Source organism: Prochlorococcus sp. MIT 0801 (assembly GCF_000757865.1).
In the GTDB taxonomy this organism is placed as follows: domain Bacteria; phylum Cyanobacteriota; class Cyanobacteriia; order PCC-6307; family Cyanobiaceae; genus Prochlorococcus_B.
In genome coordinates, this window is record NZ_CP007754.1 from 715,120 (window position 1) to 732,136 (window position 17,017).

26 protein-coding genes are annotated in these 17,017 nt (G+C 29.8%); 12 read left to right on the forward strand and 14 right to left on the reverse strand.

Going from position 1 to position 17,017, the window contains the following annotated elements; all coding sequences use genetic code 11:
- Window positions 1-41 precede the first annotated feature (41 nt).
- Window positions 42-392 carry a hypothetical protein gene (locus EW15_RS03705; RefSeq protein WP_038652057.1) on the reverse strand — a complete coding sequence of 117 codons (351 nt, stop codon included), beginning with the start codon at window positions 390-392 and terminating at the stop codon, window positions 42-44.
- Window positions 393-617: 225 nt separating this feature from the next.
- Window positions 618-842 (reverse strand): hypothetical protein, encoded by a 225-nt coding sequence (locus tag EW15_RS03710; RefSeq protein WP_038652058.1) that lies wholly within the window; start codon window positions 840-842, stop codon window positions 618-620.
- Between the two features lie 1,010 nt (window positions 843-1,852).
- On the opposite strand from EW15_RS03710, the gene EW15_RS03715 reads away from it, so the two are divergent.
- The 3 genes from EW15_RS03715 to EW15_RS11035 all read left to right on the forward strand — a co-directional run bounded on the left by EW15_RS03715 (window position 1,853) and on the right by EW15_RS11035 (window position 2,611).
- The gene (locus EW15_RS03715) at window positions 1,853-2,032 is read left to right on the forward strand and encodes a hypothetical protein (protein ID WP_038652059.1); all 180 of its coding nucleotides are present in this window, start codon (window positions 1,853-1,855) and stop codon (window positions 2,030-2,032) included.
- Window positions 2,033-2,121: 89 nt separating this feature from the next.
- Window positions 2,122-2,268 carry a hypothetical protein gene (locus EW15_RS11030; RefSeq protein WP_197049697.1) on the forward strand — a complete coding sequence of 49 codons (147 nt, stop codon included), beginning with the start codon at window positions 2,122-2,124 and terminating at the stop codon, window positions 2,266-2,268.
- A 184-nt stretch (window positions 2,269-2,452) separates the two neighbouring features.
- Entirely contained in the window at window positions 2,453-2,611 is a 159-nt protein-coding gene (locus EW15_RS11035; RefSeq protein WP_197049698.1) for a hypothetical protein, read from the forward strand.
- Window positions 2,612-2,749: 138 nt separating this feature from the next.
- On the opposite strand, the gene EW15_RS11040 is transcribed toward EW15_RS11035, so the two are convergent.
- The 4 genes from EW15_RS11040 to EW15_RS03730 all read right to left on the reverse strand — a co-directional run bounded on the left by EW15_RS11040 (window position 2,750) and on the right by EW15_RS03730 (window position 5,064).
- Window positions 2,750-2,926, reverse strand: a complete 177-nt coding sequence (locus EW15_RS11040) for a hypothetical protein (RefSeq protein ID WP_197049699.1) — start codon at window positions 2,924-2,926, stop codon at window positions 2,750-2,752.
- A gap of 679 nt (window positions 2,927-3,605) precedes the next feature.
- Window positions 3,606-4,061, reverse strand: a complete 456-nt coding sequence (locus EW15_RS03720; RefSeq protein ID WP_038652061.1) for a hypothetical protein — start codon at window positions 4,059-4,061, stop codon at window positions 3,606-3,608.
- Window positions 4,062-4,264: 203 nt separating this feature from the next.
- On the reverse strand, window positions 4,265-4,666 hold the full coding sequence (locus EW15_RS03725) for a DUF1824 family protein (protein WP_038652064.1): 402 nt from the start codon (window positions 4,664-4,666) through the stop codon (window positions 4,265-4,267).
- A gap of 206 nt (window positions 4,667-4,872) precedes the next feature.
- Window positions 4,873-5,064 (reverse strand): hypothetical protein, encoded by a 192-nt coding sequence (locus tag EW15_RS03730; RefSeq protein ID WP_038652066.1) that lies wholly within the window; start codon window positions 5,062-5,064, stop codon window positions 4,873-4,875.
- A 164-nt stretch (window positions 5,065-5,228) separates the two neighbouring features.
- On the opposite strand from EW15_RS03730, the gene EW15_RS03735 reads away from it, so the two are divergent.
- The 5 genes from EW15_RS03735 (at window position 5,229) to EW15_RS03760 (ending at window position 8,550) form a co-directional block, all read left to right on the forward strand.
- A complete protein-coding gene (locus tag EW15_RS03735; RefSeq protein ID WP_038652075.1) occupies window positions 5,229-5,498 on the forward strand; it encodes a DUF1651 domain-containing protein in 270 nt (89 codons plus the stop codon).
- Window positions 5,499-5,836: 338 nt separating this feature from the next.
- Window positions 5,837-6,307 carry a nucleoside 2-deoxyribosyltransferase gene (locus EW15_RS03745; RefSeq protein WP_038652081.1) on the forward strand — a complete coding sequence of 157 codons (471 nt, stop codon included), beginning with the start codon at window positions 5,837-5,839 and terminating at the stop codon, window positions 6,305-6,307.
- Between the two features lie 84 nt (window positions 6,308-6,391).
- Entirely contained in the window at window positions 6,392-7,237 is an 846-nt protein-coding gene (locus EW15_RS03750; protein WP_038652084.1) for a hypothetical protein, read from the forward strand.
- Window positions 7,238-7,866: 629 nt separating this feature from the next.
- Window positions 7,867-8,070, forward strand: coding sequence for a hypothetical protein (locus EW15_RS03755; protein WP_038652087.1), 204 nt, complete (start codon window positions 7,867-7,869; stop codon window positions 8,068-8,070).
- Between the two features lie 144 nt (window positions 8,071-8,214).
- Window positions 8,215-8,550 carry a hypothetical protein gene (locus EW15_RS03760; RefSeq protein WP_038652090.1) on the forward strand — a complete coding sequence of 112 codons (336 nt, stop codon included), beginning with the start codon at window positions 8,215-8,217 and terminating at the stop codon, window positions 8,548-8,550.
- 50 nt (window positions 8,551-8,600) lie between these two features.
- On the opposite strand, the gene EW15_RS03765 is transcribed toward EW15_RS03760, so the two are convergent.
- The 4 genes from EW15_RS03765 to EW15_RS03775 form a co-directional block, all read right to left on the reverse strand.
- The gene (locus EW15_RS03765; RefSeq protein ID WP_038652093.1) at window positions 8,601-8,867 is read right to left on the reverse strand and encodes a hypothetical protein; all 267 of its coding nucleotides are present in this window, start codon (window positions 8,865-8,867) and stop codon (window positions 8,601-8,603) included.
- Window positions 8,868-9,059: 192 nt separating this feature from the next.
- The gene (locus EW15_RS03770) at window positions 9,060-9,455 is read right to left on the reverse strand and encodes a hypothetical protein (protein WP_038652097.1); all 396 of its coding nucleotides are present in this window, start codon (window positions 9,453-9,455) and stop codon (window positions 9,060-9,062) included.
- Between the two features lie 83 nt (window positions 9,456-9,538).
- The gene (locus EW15_RS11045; RefSeq protein WP_197049700.1) at window positions 9,539-9,715 is read right to left on the reverse strand and encodes a hypothetical protein; all 177 of its coding nucleotides are present in this window, start codon (window positions 9,713-9,715) and stop codon (window positions 9,539-9,541) included.
- A 160-nt stretch (window positions 9,716-9,875) separates the two neighbouring features.
- A complete protein-coding gene (locus EW15_RS03775; protein ID WP_038652099.1) occupies window positions 9,876-10,091 on the reverse strand; it encodes a hypothetical protein in 216 nt (71 codons plus the stop codon).
- 212 nt (window positions 10,092-10,303) lie between these two features.
- On the opposite strand from EW15_RS03775, the gene EW15_RS03780 reads away from it, so the two are divergent.
- Together EW15_RS03780 and EW15_RS03785 are read left to right on the forward strand one after the other, a co-directional pair.
- Complete coding sequence (locus tag EW15_RS03780) at window positions 10,304-11,521, forward strand: NAD(P)/FAD-dependent oxidoreductase (RefSeq protein WP_038652103.1); 1,218 nt, start codon at window positions 10,304-10,306, stop codon at window positions 11,519-11,521.
- A gap of 457 nt (window positions 11,522-11,978) precedes the next feature.
- Window positions 11,979-12,536 (forward strand): DoxX family protein, encoded by a 558-nt coding sequence (locus tag EW15_RS03785; protein ID WP_038652106.1) that lies wholly within the window; start codon window positions 11,979-11,981, stop codon window positions 12,534-12,536.
- 22 nt (window positions 12,537-12,558) lie between these two features.
- Here the strand turns inward: EW15_RS03785 and EW15_RS03790 are convergent, their stop codons facing one another.
- Window positions 12,559-12,843, reverse strand: a complete 285-nt coding sequence (locus EW15_RS03790) for a hypothetical protein (RefSeq protein WP_225866601.1) — start codon at window positions 12,841-12,843, stop codon at window positions 12,559-12,561.
- 281 nt (window positions 12,844-13,124) lie between these two features.
- Between EW15_RS03790 and EW15_RS03795 the strand changes: the two genes are divergently transcribed.
- Window positions 13,125-13,328 (forward strand): hypothetical protein, encoded by a 204-nt coding sequence (locus EW15_RS03795; protein ID WP_038652113.1) that lies wholly within the window; start codon window positions 13,125-13,127, stop codon window positions 13,326-13,328.
- A gap of 365 nt (window positions 13,329-13,693) precedes the next feature.
- On the opposite strand, the gene EW15_RS03800 is transcribed toward EW15_RS03795, so the two are convergent.
- The 3 genes from EW15_RS03800 to mnmH are packed head-to-tail and all read right to left on the reverse strand — an operon-like array spanning window position 13,694 to window position 16,216.
- A complete protein-coding gene (locus tag EW15_RS03800) occupies window positions 13,694-14,770 on the reverse strand; it encodes an AI-2E family transporter (protein WP_038652116.1) in 1,077 nt (358 codons plus the stop codon).
- A 9-nt stretch (window positions 14,771-14,779) separates the two neighbouring features.
- The gene (psb28, locus tag EW15_RS03805; RefSeq protein ID WP_038652119.1) at window positions 14,780-15,121 is read right to left on the reverse strand and encodes a photosystem II reaction center protein Psb28; all 342 of its coding nucleotides are present in this window, start codon (window positions 15,119-15,121) and stop codon (window positions 14,780-14,782) included.
- 42 nt (window positions 15,122-15,163) lie between these two features.
- Complete coding sequence (gene mnmH, locus EW15_RS03810) at window positions 15,164-16,216, reverse strand: tRNA 2-selenouridine(34) synthase MnmH (RefSeq protein WP_038652122.1); 1,053 nt, start codon at window positions 16,214-16,216, stop codon at window positions 15,164-15,166.
- Window positions 16,217-16,255: 39 nt separating this feature from the next.
- Between mnmH and EW15_RS03815 the strand changes: the two genes are divergently transcribed.
- Window positions 16,256-16,972, forward strand: coding sequence for a GUN4 domain-containing protein (locus tag EW15_RS03815; protein ID WP_038652125.1), 717 nt, complete (start codon window positions 16,256-16,258; stop codon window positions 16,970-16,972).
- Window positions 16,973-17,017: the final 45 nt, after the last annotated feature.

A 17,017-nucleotide genomic window follows, 5' to 3' on the forward strand; every position in this document is an offset into this window, starting at 1 on the left:
AGGGTTTTGGTGTTTGCATTTTTCACTTTAAAAAGTTGATCTCAAGAGGTTAATCCTCTGGATTTGCGGACCTTTCTAAGTAGCTCATGATCTTCTCTTGCTCTTTTGTCTAGAATGGCTATATCTTTTCTAGCTTTTTTATCAACTTTTTGAATATCTTCTCTTGCTCTTTGGTCTAGGAGTGCAACATCTTTTCTTGCTCTTTGATCGATGTTTTCAAGGTCTGCTCTAGCTCGTTGATCAACATTCTCTAAATCCATTTTTGCTCTTTCTACCATGCTAGTCATTGAGTCCACCATCATTGATAAAGCGGCAGGAACTTGTTTCCCCGACGCTGAAAAAGAGGACTGGTCATTAAGATTAATACTAGTGTTTGCTTGATTCGAAGCCATAGGTTTAATTAAAATAGGCTTTTAATAGTTAGAAGCCATTTTCTTTATATTTCTATTATCTCCCTTTATTAGCCCAATAAATCAAAATCTCCTGAACAAAAACGAGATGTAATAGAGAGTAAATGCTTTTGCTTGAAAAGGTCAGTATTGTCCTGTGATTCTTTTTTCAAACTTTGATGAGATCTCGTTTTTAGACCCATTAATTTAATTTATCAAAAAACAAAATCAATAGTATTTTTCTTTTGGATATAGCCTAGCTATCTTCTGCTTTTGAATTTCTCTTTCTAGATTTTTCCTTTTTCGATCCTTATATGAATCATCATCTTCATTAAGCTTGAAAAAGACAAAATAGAACATAGCACCTGTGAAAATAAATCCAATTAATAGCACCCAAAAGCCAATCAAACCTGTAGGAGATAAGTAGTTAATGTCAAAAGAACTATTACTCATTTTTTTTTGCTTAAATGCTTAGTATCTATATTATCCACAATAAATAGGAAATGATGGAGAAGCTTTTTTTTCAAAAACTTAATTTTAGGCTTTGAACTGAAAAGTTATATTCGCTTTAATAAGAGTTTTTACGCATTAACACAGCGTAAAAACTAACTAGTATAAATTACAATATTTTTGGTTTATTAAATGGAAGGAACTCATAACTATGCTATGAATCTTATAGTTCCACTAATGGGGATTGCTCCGTTGCTAATGCTATTTGTATTGAAAGGAGGAAAAAAATCAAAGGTTGAAAAGACTTGGACCAGATCAACAAACTAGAAATATAAAGAATAAAACTTCATTTCCCTTGAACAAATAAGTAATTTATAAAAATATTAAAAATAAACCTGTTTAGGTGTAAATGATTTCTTATGAAATTATTTTTTAGCCTAAACATACTTTATATTTCAGTAATCAAAGATTTATAATATTTTGTTTGATATATTATAAACCGTTAAGTAAGTTAAAACCTTAAAAATATCAAAGTAGATGATTAATTGAAAACTCTAAGATAGGTTTGTTCGGTTTTCACTCACAGTATTGATCTCATTTTGCTATCTTATACATATTAATAAAAATTAAAAACAATTTTAATTAATTAATTTTTTTCGTTTATTTACAAATGCATAAAACCGAAACCCAACAATTTTCAAAATTTTTTCTTAAAAATCTAAAAATAAAAAAAACATATTACAATATTAAAAAATCTAATCTCGAAGAGAGAAGGTTATATTCATCAGATTAGTTTCTTTTTTCTCTAAAACTTTTTTCTTAGAGCTTGACTCATTAACCTTATAATTTTTTTAACATCAGAATCTTTTATTTAATAAAGACTGAACTATTTTAACAATTTTGATTAATAGCGTGTAATTTATACTTAGTTTTCTTGTATAATGAAAATAAGATTAAGAAAAAACGATAAATTTAAATTCATGCTATTTGTAATTTAGTTTCATTTGAGGGATATGAACAAACCCATTCAAAGAAAAACTACTCTTAAATGGAGTTCCAATGGAGAATTATCTTCAGTTGATATGGCTAGGATTCTTGAACTTCTTGCTAACAAGGAGCTAACACAATGTGTTTTAGCGTGTGATCCCAAAAGAAAATCTTCACAGATACTATTTCAGTTAAAAGACCACTGATAAGTGAATTTACCTAAAGAAGTTTTGTTAATTTATCAATAAATTTTATAGTTTAATAGTATGTTTAGTTACTAAATAAAATTAAAAATATGAAAACCGCTCAAGATAGATATTTTGAATGTTTAGAAGTTTGTATTGAAGATGAGCAGGGAAAATCTTGCCGTCAAGTTTGTGCACCTATATTAAATGATGATCCTTTAGATCATCCTACAGTTCCAATAATTAATAACCATTAAATATTTAAGTTTAAGATTTCAAATCTAAATCTTGAAGATTATAAATTAATTCAAAAAGAAATCATAAATTTTAATATTCAATTTTTATTTTACTATTGTCTTGTTAGATATTAATGGTCACTTTATTAATTGGAAGTTCTTAAAAGTTACTCAATTAGCTAAGATAAATAAAATTTTTTAAACCATGGATACTCCTATCACGCACATAAATTTATTTAATGCAATGCTTGCTCTCTATGTTATTGGTTATCAAATATCTATCTGCTCAGATTGGAGTTGGATTCCAATGAATAAAGAGGATTATCAACTTCCTTATCAAGACAAATGGAGTCAGACTACTTAGTTAATCATAAATGTTAAAGTATTATTGTATTAATTTAATAAATAAAAAATTTTTAAATCAATGAATTTATTTAATATCAACAATTAAATCATGCTCAGATATTAAACATAGAGTAATTAATTTTTGTTTGATTCAGACTTATATACTTTGAACCACATGAAATAAACCGAATGAATATCCCCCAATAAGAATCCATCCTAGAATTGCTGAAATTATAGTGGACCTTCTGTTATGTCTTCTTATTGCATTCTCGATCATTTCATTTACATCCTCTCTATTTATTAGTTTTGTAGATTTTGGATTTGTTGAAGTCATTTGTTTTTATGTAGATTTGATTTTTGAGATTGGTTAATCCCTTTTAAACGAATTCAATTTGAGAGAGAATCTGCTTAAGTAAGCAAGAGATACCTGGATTTATAGCTATCTTTTATCGAAGCTATAAATCATTGGTTGGAGCCTAACTGATTCATGTGTAAATATTTGTTAAGACTATAATAGATTTTCGTGGAAGTTGTGTAGGTAAAATCACTTTGATTTGAATTCAGGCAATACTAATTACCCTTCATAAGGCATATGGGATGTTTGGAATTCTGGTTGTTCTAAAACTTGTAGCGCCATTTTTATATTTTTTTTGGTTGTTTTTTGAAAACATCAAGTTATTGCGATCGACTTGAATATTTTCACTTTTAATTAATCATGATAAAAAACCTGTAGCTGCTTCAATCATTTCCTTCCAAATTCGATCTCATTAAATTTAACGAAAGATAATCACTAATAGATATAGATTATTAAATAATAGAAATCTACAGTTCTCTTTGGCGATCTCCCAGTATATTATTGACAATAAAAGATTATTTCATATCAATGATCAGATGTAAATGATGGAGATTCAATATGTAGAGCTTGGTAAATAAGTTTAATTCTATTTAGTTTTTGTTTGTTTATTTCCTTTCTCAGTTTTCATGATTAGGAAGGTTTATTTACGAAGAATACGTTATGTATTTTTTTCGTTATTGTCTGATTCATTCTTTTCTAAAAGCTTTCTCGTTAGAAATGAATATGAAGCTTGATGCTTTTCCTTCCAATCTTTATGCTCTTTTATCTGATTTTTTAACTTTTCTAAACTCTCTTTTTCCTCTGGATAAACCCTCTCTAAGTATTCTGGACTTAAATTTATGTTCCCTTCAAATTCATAAACCATTTCCTCAAATGATTCACATAAGCCAAGTATGTCTGCCATAAAATCTTCAAATTCATCAACATTTAATTCTTGAAGAACCTTTCTTAATTTACTTTGACTCGATTCCTCTGGAGCCCACTCTTTTTTTAAAACGTGAAGAAGATTAAGCTGACCAATTCTATCTAGAAGGTCCCACTTGGAGGCATCATCGGCTGAATAAAAATAGGAGCCATCCCCGGATTGATAAAACTTTCCTCTTTCTTTATCCATTTATGTTAGAAGGAGAGATTAAATCTTCTAAAAAAGGTTTATAGTAGTGAGGCATTTGATTCAATTTGTTTATAACTAAATTTTAGTTTAGTAAAGTATAGAATTTTGAATTGCTTTATACTTTAGAATACCATTGTATATTATACATTTATCTTTTGTTGATTAAATATATTTCTTACCTACGTAGCTGTTTAATTCTATTTTCAATCAAAGAAATCTAATGGAAAAGGACCAATTGTTTTGGAGTTCAATGAATTTTCATAATATTGGCAACTAATTAATATGCCTTCACCCAAACCAAATTCAATTCTAGCATGAATTTCACCGGTCTTTTGGTTTGCCTTTAAAAATACTGGACCGTCAGAACTAGGTAATGTGATGCATTTCATTTCATCGTATTCAAATTTTTCTTCTATTCTTCTAACGGCATGTATTCCCCTTTGTAATGTAGGTGACATAACCCCTATCGTTATCCAATCTGATTTGTGAATTAGATGGCTAATTTGATTTAAAAGGTTTTTTGATTGTTTTTTATTAAGTCTTGGTGCAGATCTCAATTTATCAAGATCTTCTAATTTGCATATATCAATATTTTTTGTAGACATTTAGATAGGTATTTTATCTATTTTATCAGTTTGAGCATTTTTTTTTCTACTCTTTACTTATATAATTACAATCTTTATAAATTAAAATATTATATATATTTTAATATTATCAACCTCAAAAAATATTTTCTAATGACCAACTTAAATATATGATGAATTGTATATTCGCAAATTTGATTATATTATTGGTTTTTATTTAATTCCCATTAGTTAAGATTATTAGATTCTTTTTTTCTCCTAGATTCATGAAGTTGTTCTAATTCATTATAGACATCATGTAATGTTTTCTTTATATGATCTGAATGCTCGATGGATCCAAGTGAATTCATAGCTTTTAAAAGGCTATCTTTTGCTTCTATCAAACCTCGACACTGTGTGCTGCCCGCTTCAGAGGTCATTTTTGTAAGAGCTGTTGGTATTATCTTATTATAACTATTATTTTAAATTATTAATTTTCTTTTCAGCTTTTTAAAATTATTATTTCTTTAACTTCACTTTAGATTTTCAGGCTTGACGAAGTCTGACTTTCTCATTAAAAACAAAATTAAGTATAATTTTTTTGATGGCAAAAATAGATAGTCCAAAATGCCCTATTGGATGGCTTATTGATCCCCATCATAAATGGGCAATAAACTTTGATTGGAAAAAAGTAACTAGTGAACAGAATACTGAATCTTTCACCATTGATATGTGGGGAGTAGTTGAAAATGGCAAACCTATGCAATTTAAAAGTAGAAGAAAGGTCACAAAGGAGGAGTCATTAAAGACATGGAATCAATTGCTCTCATCAAATTGGATTGAATTTGATTTTGAAATGAATAAAAGTGCTTGAAAGGCTTTTTAATCTAGTGTGCATTATCCTTATTACTGGTTATCATAAATTTATGTATTTATAATTTTTAAAATTGCTAAATACTTTCCATAAACTTCTCAAATTAACTATTATATTCTCAGCTGTAATTACAGGATGGACTTCAGTTATTCTTTTATCTAGCACAACATTAAATATAGAGATTAAGGAATTAATAACTAAAATGTATCTGAATCAAAAGAATTTCATGTTTAATGTTAAGGATTTATCACTTTTGTTAGTAAAAGATGCAAATGAGCGCTTTTCTGAAAAAAATCAAGGCATAATTCCATTAAAAAATTCAAAATCAGAATGATAAATTGACAAACAAGACACTTTATCTGGCCTCTCCTTATGGCTTTTCTGAGCATTGGAGAAAAAAACTTTTACCTGAATTTGTTTCTAAATTGGAGGTTATGGGGGCGAGTGTTTTGGAACCTTTTGATCGTAATAGTCATATTGATATTACTTCGCCTGGTTGGGCTAATAAAGTTGCTAATTCAAACTTAAACGACTTGAGGCAAGCTGATGGCTTATTCGCAATAGTTAATGGGACTCCCCCTGACGAGGGAGTAATGGTTGAGCTTGGGGTTGCTATTGCTTTAGGTAAACCTATATTTTTATTTAGAGATGATTTTCGTAAATGTACTGATTCTGATGAATACCCCCTTAACTTAATGATTTTCCTTGGGGTACCTTCTGATTCATGGAATGATTACTATTATTCTTCCTTGAATGATCTTGATTGTAAAAAGAAAGCCATTTATAAATGGTTGATAGAAAAAAGCTAATGTATATAATTTCTATTAATTTATATACACAAATAATTTTAAATCTTTGTATTTAGTTTAAGATTATATCTTTTTTTATTTTAAATGAATGATATTTTGTTTAACTTTACTGAAATACGGATAGAAATATCTTTTAAATCTTTTGATGAACTTCGTAAGACTTTATCTTTTTATCAGAGAAATAATCTTTATAATATTAATATACCATGTAAAAATAGCTTAAAAAAGGATTTTCTTTTAGAGTCGATAAAAATTACAAAAGATGAGTTTCCAAATATAGATATTATTCCTCACTTTAGTATCCTCAATGAATTTAAAAGAAATAGGATTAATACATATGATTCTTTTATATACTTTCTGCAAGCTGCTAAATACTCCGGATGCAAACAGGTACTTCTTGTCTCTGGTTCTCAAAAAAGGTCTACATTAGACTCTGTTTCGGCTCTAGATATGCTTAAAGAAAATTCTTTATTTTTTAATCAAGATATTTCTATTGGCGTAGCATTTAATCCTTATTTACCTTCCTATTTGTTTGATGAAGAGATTTCAAGATTAGAAAAAAAACTTCAATCAGGTTTAGTTAGTTCTATTTGGATTCAATTTGGTACCGATTATAAACTTCTCAAAAGTAGGATTGAAATTCTCTCTAATATACTATCCGTGCCTACTAACAATCATTCTAAAGTTTCTAAAATTAGTCTATTTGGTAGTATTTTAATACCATCTAGGCAATTTCTAGCTAGATTTAAATATCGACCATGGAAAGGTGTTTATTGTTCTACTGAGTTCTTAGAATCTGAGGAATCTGCCCATAAAATAATTACAAATTTATTAAATATCTATAAACTAAATCAAATTTGCCCACTAATTGAAACAAATATTTCTACTGATAAACATTTAGATAAATTAAAAAACGTACTTAATTTATAGATTAAATTTTAAGTGCTCTGGAATGAATTATAAATAAAATTTATTTAATCTAAAAAATTCAATTTAAACTTTACTTTAGATCTTCAAGAAGTTGTTTTGGCTAAAATAATTTTTAAATTAAAATAATTCATAGAGGTTGTGATGTAGAGCTTTTTTTTTGTAAAGGCCCTTACAGAATTGAATTAAAGGTTTGTAGGGATTCATTTCCATTTTTAATATAAAAAATTTGTGAGAGTTTGTGATGAAGTTTTTTTGCTGGCCGAGATTTTAATTTGCTAGAAAATTGAACTCCTTCAGCAATGTGAGATTTACTATGAATAAATGTAAAGCATCTGTGACTTTTTGTAAATATCCGCACTTGCTTGCTCTCTCTTCTCTTCTCTTATTTTTTAGTGGGGTTGGCGTATACGTTTAAGTGATGGCAATCTTTTTTACTTGTTTCTCGGTTCTTTCTCGACCTTCGAATTTCTTCTTTTCCCTTCTTTGCATCCTTTAATTCGATCCTGTTTTGGCCTGGTGTCACACCCCCTAGACTCATGCTTATCGTTTTGTGCTCGAGAGAAGATCATCTGTTGTTCGCAGTCTAATGAAAATTCCATTAATTTAAAATTTGTAGTCTTCTAAAAAAAATGTTTTCATCAAGGAAAAAAGCACCTCAGAAGGCAATTCCTCAAGCAAATTCTTTTGCTGCTGATACCTTTTTGCTTAGAAGAGGCTCTGAGGCTACTAGGTATAAACTTGCTGCATTGATGATGTTTGTTGCTGGATTTGGTTTGCTAACTTTAGGAACTTGGGTTCTCAATGATTTTAATTTTCTAACTTTTACAAACTGAGTTTGTAAGTTGATATTCAATTCATAAATATGGATTGAATTAATATACAATAACCAGAATTTAGTTAATAAATTCTGGTTATTGTATTTTTCAATCTGAAATTTTATCTCTTGTGTCTTAAAATTGGGATGTGGCAACAATTAAATGTCAAATTCTTGGAATCAATACTTTTCACATTATTCAGATTGGGACGAGGCACATTGTTTTAATGTCAGAATCGAACTCAAATTTGAGGAAGAAATAAAACGACTTGGTTATATTGAATACTTGAAGTCTGATGATATTTTTCTGAAAGATGAAAATATTTCTAACAAGACTCTCCCTAGAAGTAAAACTTATATTAAGAATAAAAATGAGATTCTATTGTCTTTCGATGTTCCTTACGATTGGTCTATTGATACTGATTGGGAGGATAAAGCACTTATTCTTCTTGGCCTAAACGACGAATGGGTCATAGACTCATCAGTTGAAGACAAATAAGTTGTTAATCCAAGATTCTTAAATTAAATTATTTAACTGCTGAATTAGTTTTATGAGTAAAAAATAATTGCTAGACCTTTTTGCGTTATGTAAAACTCTTTCTCTTCTCGACTTAAATCTATTGCTAATTCCTCACCTTCTTTAATTGCTTGTTCATAAGGAGGTTTTGCAGGAGAATTGCCTTTATAAATCGCTGCAATTCCTAAGGGAGTTGCGTTCCATGCAAAATTATCTGTTTCTCCAATGAGAGGCTGATTTAAAGCTTCTTCAAGAAGATTGGATGATTTTGATGTTGTACGAATTGCTGTTGATGTCATGTTTATATTTTAGATTTCTTATAAAAAAAACTTGTTTAGTTATCCTTAGAAGAAGGTATATATCCACTTTCTAGTGCATTGGATTGTTTTTTGCGTCATTTTTGTTGATCTCTGCATCCTTTATAATGCCTAGGCCTTTTTATTATTTCTTAGCGCTAGATAGATTTTATTAAATCATTTAAAAAATCCTTATTATTTATCTTGTATCATTTTTTGAAACAGAATAAATTGTTTAAACTGTTCAATTAACTTTTCGTTAGAATCTTCTTTAGACTCGGATAAATCATAATCTGGATAATAGTTGTACTTTTTTTTGTTGTAAGTTATACCTTTATCTGAGATCAATTCATCAAGATCGTTATAGTTTAAGGATGATTTATATATATTATTTTCTTTGCAATAAAGGTTCTTTACAATTTGATCACTAGAATTTTGAAGATCGAATCCAACTCTTGCCATCAAGGCTTCTTCTACTAATATCCCTACCACTTTTGATTGGCTAAGCTTTTCTTTAATTGCAATTTTGGTTATCGTCTTTTGAGCATTAATTGATGGAAGATAGCCAATCCTTTTTCTTATGGAGGGCATAAATATTTATTTAGATGAAATTTAATTTACTTTACCTACTGGTTGATTATCAAATATTCTATGTATTTCTTGACCTATAAATTTTAAAAAATCCAATCAGCTAACATTATTTTTGCTTTCTCCATTTCATTATTAGCCTTATACTCATTTATTTTTTTTAAAGCTGAGTATGCCATTTCTCCTTTATCCCAAAAAAGAATGTGATTTATAGGGCTTAGAAGATTAGATTCACTTCCAGAATTTGTATTTTTTTTAGGCATTAGTTTATCGATAAAGAGTTATTTCTCAATTTGAATTAGATAGTTAACTATAATTCCAGAATAGACTATTGACTTTCATTTCTATGAAAAAATAAAGTAAAATATATTTTTTAGGTATTTAGGACTAATAATAATTGTTTTTCTAAGATATTTTTTTGAGCTATTTTCTTTTGTCTTCAGGAAACTCTGGTTTCTCTTTCTTTTTTCTCCTACCGTCTGAAAGCTCTAATAAAGTTGAAAGTTGCTCATATACTGATCTGAGTGATGATAGCTCAGGAAGTAAACCGTCGTTCCTGAGGTCTTCATCCATATATCTAAGCTCTTGTCTTACATATGAGAGAATTGATTTCGCTTCATCTCTTTTTGGGCCAGCCATATTTTTCTTTAATTTTTGAAAAGATACAACAAAAATGAACTGAATTAAGATTTCAACTGCGTATCAAGACAATGCGTCTTTACTCAATATCTTTAATCAATAATCTTTTTTGATTTTTAAAATTTAGTTTTGACTCAATAAATAAAAGTAATAAATAAATTATTTATTTATTACTTTTATTAAAATATAAATTAATAGAACTTTGTTCTTTGATGACTTCAGATCTTGTCATTATTGGTGGGGGTGCCTCTGGCTTTATGGGGGCAATCACCGCTATTACTAATGGCGTTAGATCTGTTGTCATTCTAGAGGGCACATCAAAAGTACTTGAAAAAGTTAAAATTAGTGGTGGTGGTAGATGTAATTTAACCAATTCATGTGTCGAGATTTCTAATTTAGTAAATAATTATCCAAGAGGAGAAAAGCAACTATTAGGACTGTTTAATAGATTTTCCACTACTGAAACTTTTGATTGGTTTCAAAAGAGAGGAGTTAGTCTTAAAGTAGAGAAAGATGGCAGAGTATTTCCTTGCTCTGATTCTTCTGAAGATGTTATAAGCTGTTTGACTGCTGCTGCGAAAAACTCTGGTGTAAAGGTATTAACTAATTCTCATGTAAAGCAAATTAGCAAAATAAATGGTGGCTTTAACTTATTAGTTAGAGGTAACAATTCCTTTAAAGCCAAAAATATTTTGATTTGTAGTGGTGGTCATCCTAGTGGACGTAGATTAGCAAAGAGTCTTGGGCATTCAATTATTCAGCCTGTTCCATCTCTTTTTTCTTTTTCTACTGCAGAAAGCTCATTAAGTGATTGTTCAGGTGTTGCTTTAGATGTTCAGATTAAACTAAAAGTAAACAACAAAAAATATTCCGGGAAAGGCCCTATCTTGATAACACATAAAGGCTTTAGTGGTCCAGTGATACTTAGGATCTCTGCCTTTAGTGCAAGAAATCTATACAGAAACAAATATAATTGTGAATTAAGAATAAATTGGCTTTGTATGCATGAAAATGAAGTCAGATTAAAATTAGATCTATATAAATTAGAAAATGCTAAGAAATCAATATTCAATAATAAACCTTTCCATAGTCTTCCACGAAGATTGTGGAAATCTTTCCTCTTAAGTTTAAATGTTGATAGACAATTGAAATGGGCAGAACTATCTAAATCAGAAAAAGAGTCTTTAATCAAATGTTTAACAATGAAAACCTACTTGATAAAAGGTCGTGGTCCGTATGGGGAGGAATTTGTAACTGCTGGAGGAGTATCACTTAAGGAAATTAATTTTAAAACTATGGAAAGTAAGATATGTAAGGGGGTATTCTTTGCAGGAGAAATATTAGATATTGATGGTGTTACGGGCGGTTTTAATTTCCAACATTGCTGGACTAGTGGTTGGGTGGCTGGAAAGTCAATATCTTTGAGTTAGATACAAATATATAATTTTTTATTGGCTTTCATTTAAATGTATATATGCAGAATAATTAGCCAAGTGAAGCGATTAACGCTGGTAAAGCAACTATTATTATGCCTACAGACGCAGTAGCGGCAAGAAGTGATGTGCTCAAGAGGCAGTTCTAATTCAAACAAATATTAGTACGTTGCTTGCATCACTAATGTGAGTATTAATACTAATCAAAGTGATTGATTTTTGTGTCTTTGTAAGGGTTCCCAAGGATCTGATTTTTTGATTAGATAACAAATATATTGATGTTTCTTTTTAAGTGCTGCTGGGAGCATTTATTTCAAGCAATTCCAATTAACTGCACATAAAAACTTTTAAAACACTTTCTAGGTATTAATACTTATCGTCACCTTTTGTGTTGTTCCTGTCCACGCTTTATGTCCCGCTGCAATTAAAGTTCATTCAATTAAAATAAGTCAAATTGCTTACTTCTGTCCTCGTTAAATCAATATTTAAGGATTTTGCAATCCTTCTTTTAAGAGTTTTTACTGGTGCGTTACTTATCCATCATGGATTTGAAAAATTAAACGACATCAATAATTTTGCTGATGCATTTGTGCGTCCCCTCCACTTACCTTTCCCTGTGACGCTTTCTTACATGGCTGCCGCTTCCGAAATAGTTGGAAGTTGGGCTTTAATTATTGGTCTTGGAACACGACTAGGAGCTTTCGCAATATTAGGGACAATGAGTGTAGCTATCTACCATGCCTTAGTCACATCAGGTTTTAACATTTATTTATTGGAACTTTTAGCTCTGTATTTCGCTTCTGCTACCTCAATAATATTATTAGGCCCTGGTAAATTCTCGGCTGATTATTTAGTAACTGAGATTTTCATAAACAAATTAAATCCAGTTAATTCTGCTCCCAACCTGAAAACAATCGATACTGTTTATCCTAATAAAAAAACTAATATATCAAAAAAATCAAAGCAAGATAAAAATTTTGCATTTCCTTTCTCTAGCTTTTTATCGCCCTAGTTAGAGCCTAAACTTTTTGTACTTATTTCTTTTTTTTTACAGACCAGTAAAACCACATCCAAGTTGGTAATGTAATAAAGAATCCAATTAAAACAATATAGCTTTTTGTCGTGTCCCAAGAGGCCTTATAACACATTTTTTTGATCTTGCTAGAATCACTAATTTTTGAACTTAAATTTCTACAAATATTTAATCCATGTACACTTAGAGTGCCATAAGTTATGGCTGTTGGAACCGTAGCAAGAAATATTGCAAGTATTAGATTGCCTAATCTCAGGTTGAGGTCTTTTCTTTTTTGAGTATCCATATATATATTCTTAACCATCTCTATGAGATAGCCCAGTATAATTGTTATTTTTTTACAAAATAGTGATCATGCTTTCTTTATTATCTTTTTAATCCATTGTGCGAAAATATAGAGAGATTAGTTTTTGCGGATTTTTACGCAATCAGTATTTTATAAACAATTAAATATTATTGAAAACTTTTGATATGTTGGAACTTTATAAACTTTGTAAAAATATTGATGCTTAATATCCTTATCTTAAGCTAAAATAAAAAAATTGAAGCAATTTAATTTATCCTATAATGTCTACTAGTAAAAGAGAGGAAGTTAGTTCTCATTTGCGTTATATCAGACAGGAACTACGAGATTTGGATCAAATGCTTGGCCAGGATGGCTTGTTGCCTGAGTTGTCTGAGCTTAAAGAAGTCTATAACTCATTAGATGCCCTACATCAATTGCTTTCAGGTAAAATCAAAAAGAAACCTAAGCCTGAATTTGATGATTGATGAAATTAACTAGTTTTTGAACAATACTTTAAGAATTTACAGTATTAAATTTAATTATTTATATTGAACAATATTTGCTTGGATTAAAAAAATAAACTACTAACAAAATACATATAGTGCAGACAATTAAACTAATGATATAAAAATAGATATGAAAAAATAAGTATAAAAATCGAAAAATTTAAAACCTTATTGAATCTGATTAATCGATTATCGTTCTAAAAGTAAATCTCAGGCTTTGCTGCCAGAATTGATGTGGTGTGAATAAATGGATTTTAAAACAAGATATGTAAGAAATTTCACAAAATGATATTTCCACTTGCACCGATGATCCTTCTGATGGTTAATGGTTGCTTCATCTTTCTTTAAATCTTATTGGAAAAATAATTTTTTTCTAATAAGTCATTAATAATTATTTCTTTAACAAATACTTGAATTACTACAGCCATTGGAATTGCTAACAATAAACCAAGTGGTCCAAAAAGAATAGTGAATATAAATTGTGCAGTAATTGTCAAACCAGGTAATAATTTGACTTGCTTTTGCATTATTGAAGGAGTTATTACATAGCTCTCTATATTTTGAATAACTACATATAAGCCCAGAACAGCAAGCGATTTCCATGGTGTATCTAGCAATGCTACAGATAGAGGGAAAATAGTGCTGATTGTTGGACCTACATTTGGGATGATATTTAAAACACCAGCTATTAAAGCATTTGCAATTACAAGTTTTATTCCTAATAAATATAACCCAATAGAAGCAAGTATCGCTACAAAAATTGAACTTAATAGAACTCCAGCCATCCAACTACTTAGTGCATTTCCGCATCTCAATAAAATAGTTCTTGCGCGTCTTCTGTAAAATGATGGGACTAATAATATAGCAACTTCTCTATAGGAGTTCGGTTGTATAGCTATCATTAAACTAACTGATATTATGAAAAACAATTGAAGTATTCCTATCCCTACATTACCGGCTAAACTAACTAACTTTGTAATGCTATCCGTTACACCACTAGCTAGGGTCGCACCGTCTGGAATCATACTTAACTTAGTTGTTAGTATTGATCTGTCGGCGAGGTTAGGATTATTATCTTTATATATAATCTCAGCGAAATTTAAAAAGGTGTTTATTGATAGATCCCATAGTTTGCTTGCGGCTGATGGTATTTGACTTATTAACTCTTGAAATTGACTAGTGAATTGTGGGATAATTATAACTATTGAAAGACTTGAAATTAGTAATATAGAAATTATAGCTATTACTAAAGATATCCACCTAGGGACCTTAAAGAAATCTCTTATTTTACCAGTAATAGTACAAAGAGCCATTGCTAAGATTATCGAAGCAAAAAATAGTATTATTATTTCTTTTAAACTCCATAAAATCAATATTGAAATAATTAAAGCTGTAATTGATAGCAAGCTAGTTGGTTTCAATTTAAATAATTAATTATGAGACAATGAATTTGCATATCTTGATGCGAAGCGCATAAACCTCTCGAATTCTTTTTCTGTTTTCCAATCATAAGTGGACTTTATTTCTTTAATATGATCATCTGAAATAGATAAATCAATTTTTTTAGTTGAAAGCTCACCTTCGGAATCTATAAGATACATTTTCTTAACAGATTTATAATTAGTTAGTGTTATTGTTGTAGGCCTATAGAATTTATATACCGCTTTACCTTTTTTGCCATCGAGGTCTCTAAATAAACGAATTTCAGGATGATCTTTTTCGTTTTTACCTTTAACAAATTGAATTCCAACATTCTCATTGATTTTAGTCATATTTTCTTTGGATTTAATTAAAAGAGATTTCCTTATTTGAAACTATAGGGGATTAAGGTTCTCATTCAAGATTTTATTTAATGATGATTTTAGGCTTAAACCACTAAGATTAATTGAATTTATATTATTTGTTTTTTTAAGCTCGTATTCATAGCACTTGTCATAATAATCGAGCATGGATTCAGCGGCTTTTGACCATTCTTTTCTTTCAATCGCCGTTAATGCTTCTTTTGTTCTTTGTGGACCTAATCTCTTACTTATTCTATTTACAGCATCTTTTAATTCAGTTTGTGAATTTTGACTATAAACATTGACTAAATTCTTTACACGTTCATTTTTATCTTTAATTATTTCAATGATCGGTGCTTTTTTCATTTTTGTATACAAACTATTTGGTATTCGACATTTACCTAGATTAGAACTTTCTGCTTCAATCCATATCTCCATAGCACTATTTTTTTGAAAGTTATATATTGATTCTGCGAGAATATTTTCAAATTGTTGAGTTGTAGGTTGCGCCCTCATACCTAATGAACCAAAACTACTCCCTCTGTGATTAGCAATTCCCTCTAGATCAATTACATGTATATTTTCTTCATTTATATAATTTAAGATGTCTGTTTTCCCTGTACCTGTTTTACCTCCTAAAAGTCTTATTGGTAAATCATTCTCAAATTGATTTAAAACCCATTTTCTATAGTTTTTATATCCACCTTTTAGTAAATATGTCCTAAAACCTTTTGTTCGTGCAAGCCAGGCAAAAGCACTAGATCTCATGCCACCTCTCCAACAATATATTCGTAATGATTTATTCCTTCCTTCTTTTTTTGTGGTGATATGATGGATTATTTCTAATAGTTTTTTAGTGTTAGGAATGGTTATTGTTAATCCATTAAATATTGCTTTTAAGCGACTTTCTTTTTTATAACTTTTCCCAATTATCTCTCTTTCGCTATCAGAAAATAAAGGAATATTGACAGCACCAGGCCAATGACCTTGCCAAAATTCGCTAGGACTTCTTACATCAATAATTGGACTGGTTAAATTTCGAAAATCCGTAACGGGAAAGCTCGAATTGGTAGGTTTCTCTGACATAGTATTAGTGCTTAGGTCATTTTAGGCCTGCAGTTGATCATGACTGAAGAAAAATCACATCCAAATAAAGAGAGCATAGAGGAGTTCTTAGAGGCTTTTAAGATGGCTTCAGAAAGGAAACGACTCGGATTGTTAAATGGTTTAGAGGAGAGGGTTGAGGAGCTTCTTGGCCTTGGGTCAACTTTAATGTCTGGCTTTGACCCTGGTATTTATGACTGGCCTCCTGGCTTCATTTTGCAACTCATTCATAAAACTGATAAAGATTTCATAAAAAATACTCTCAATTGTGATGACCTTTCTTGGTTTGATTCCCCATCAGCTGTTGGTTTTGATTATTCACCTCTTCAGCGATTTTTATTAAATGAAAGCTATGAGGATGCTGACCGTTTTACAAGCTCGAAACTTAGAGAGCTTGCAGGAGAAAAGGCAGTAAAAAGAGGGTATGTTTATTTCTCTGAGGTTGAATCAATACCTTCGATTGATTTGTCAACTTTGGATAAACTTTGGGTTGTTTATTCTAGAGGAAAATTTGGCTTTACAGTTCAAGCGAAAATATTAGATTCATTAGGGGGAAGATATGACAATCTTTGGCCTCGAATAGGTTGGAAAAAAGATGGCATATGGACTAGATATCCGAAAGCATTTGATTGGTCAATTGAAGCACCTAATGGTCACATGCCGTTGGTTAATCAACTGAGAGGAGTTCGTTTGATGGATGCGTTACTAAACCATCGAGTATTTAAAACTAAAAGTTAACCATTTAATTATTAATGCTTAAGTTTTTCTCAAATAATACTTTTG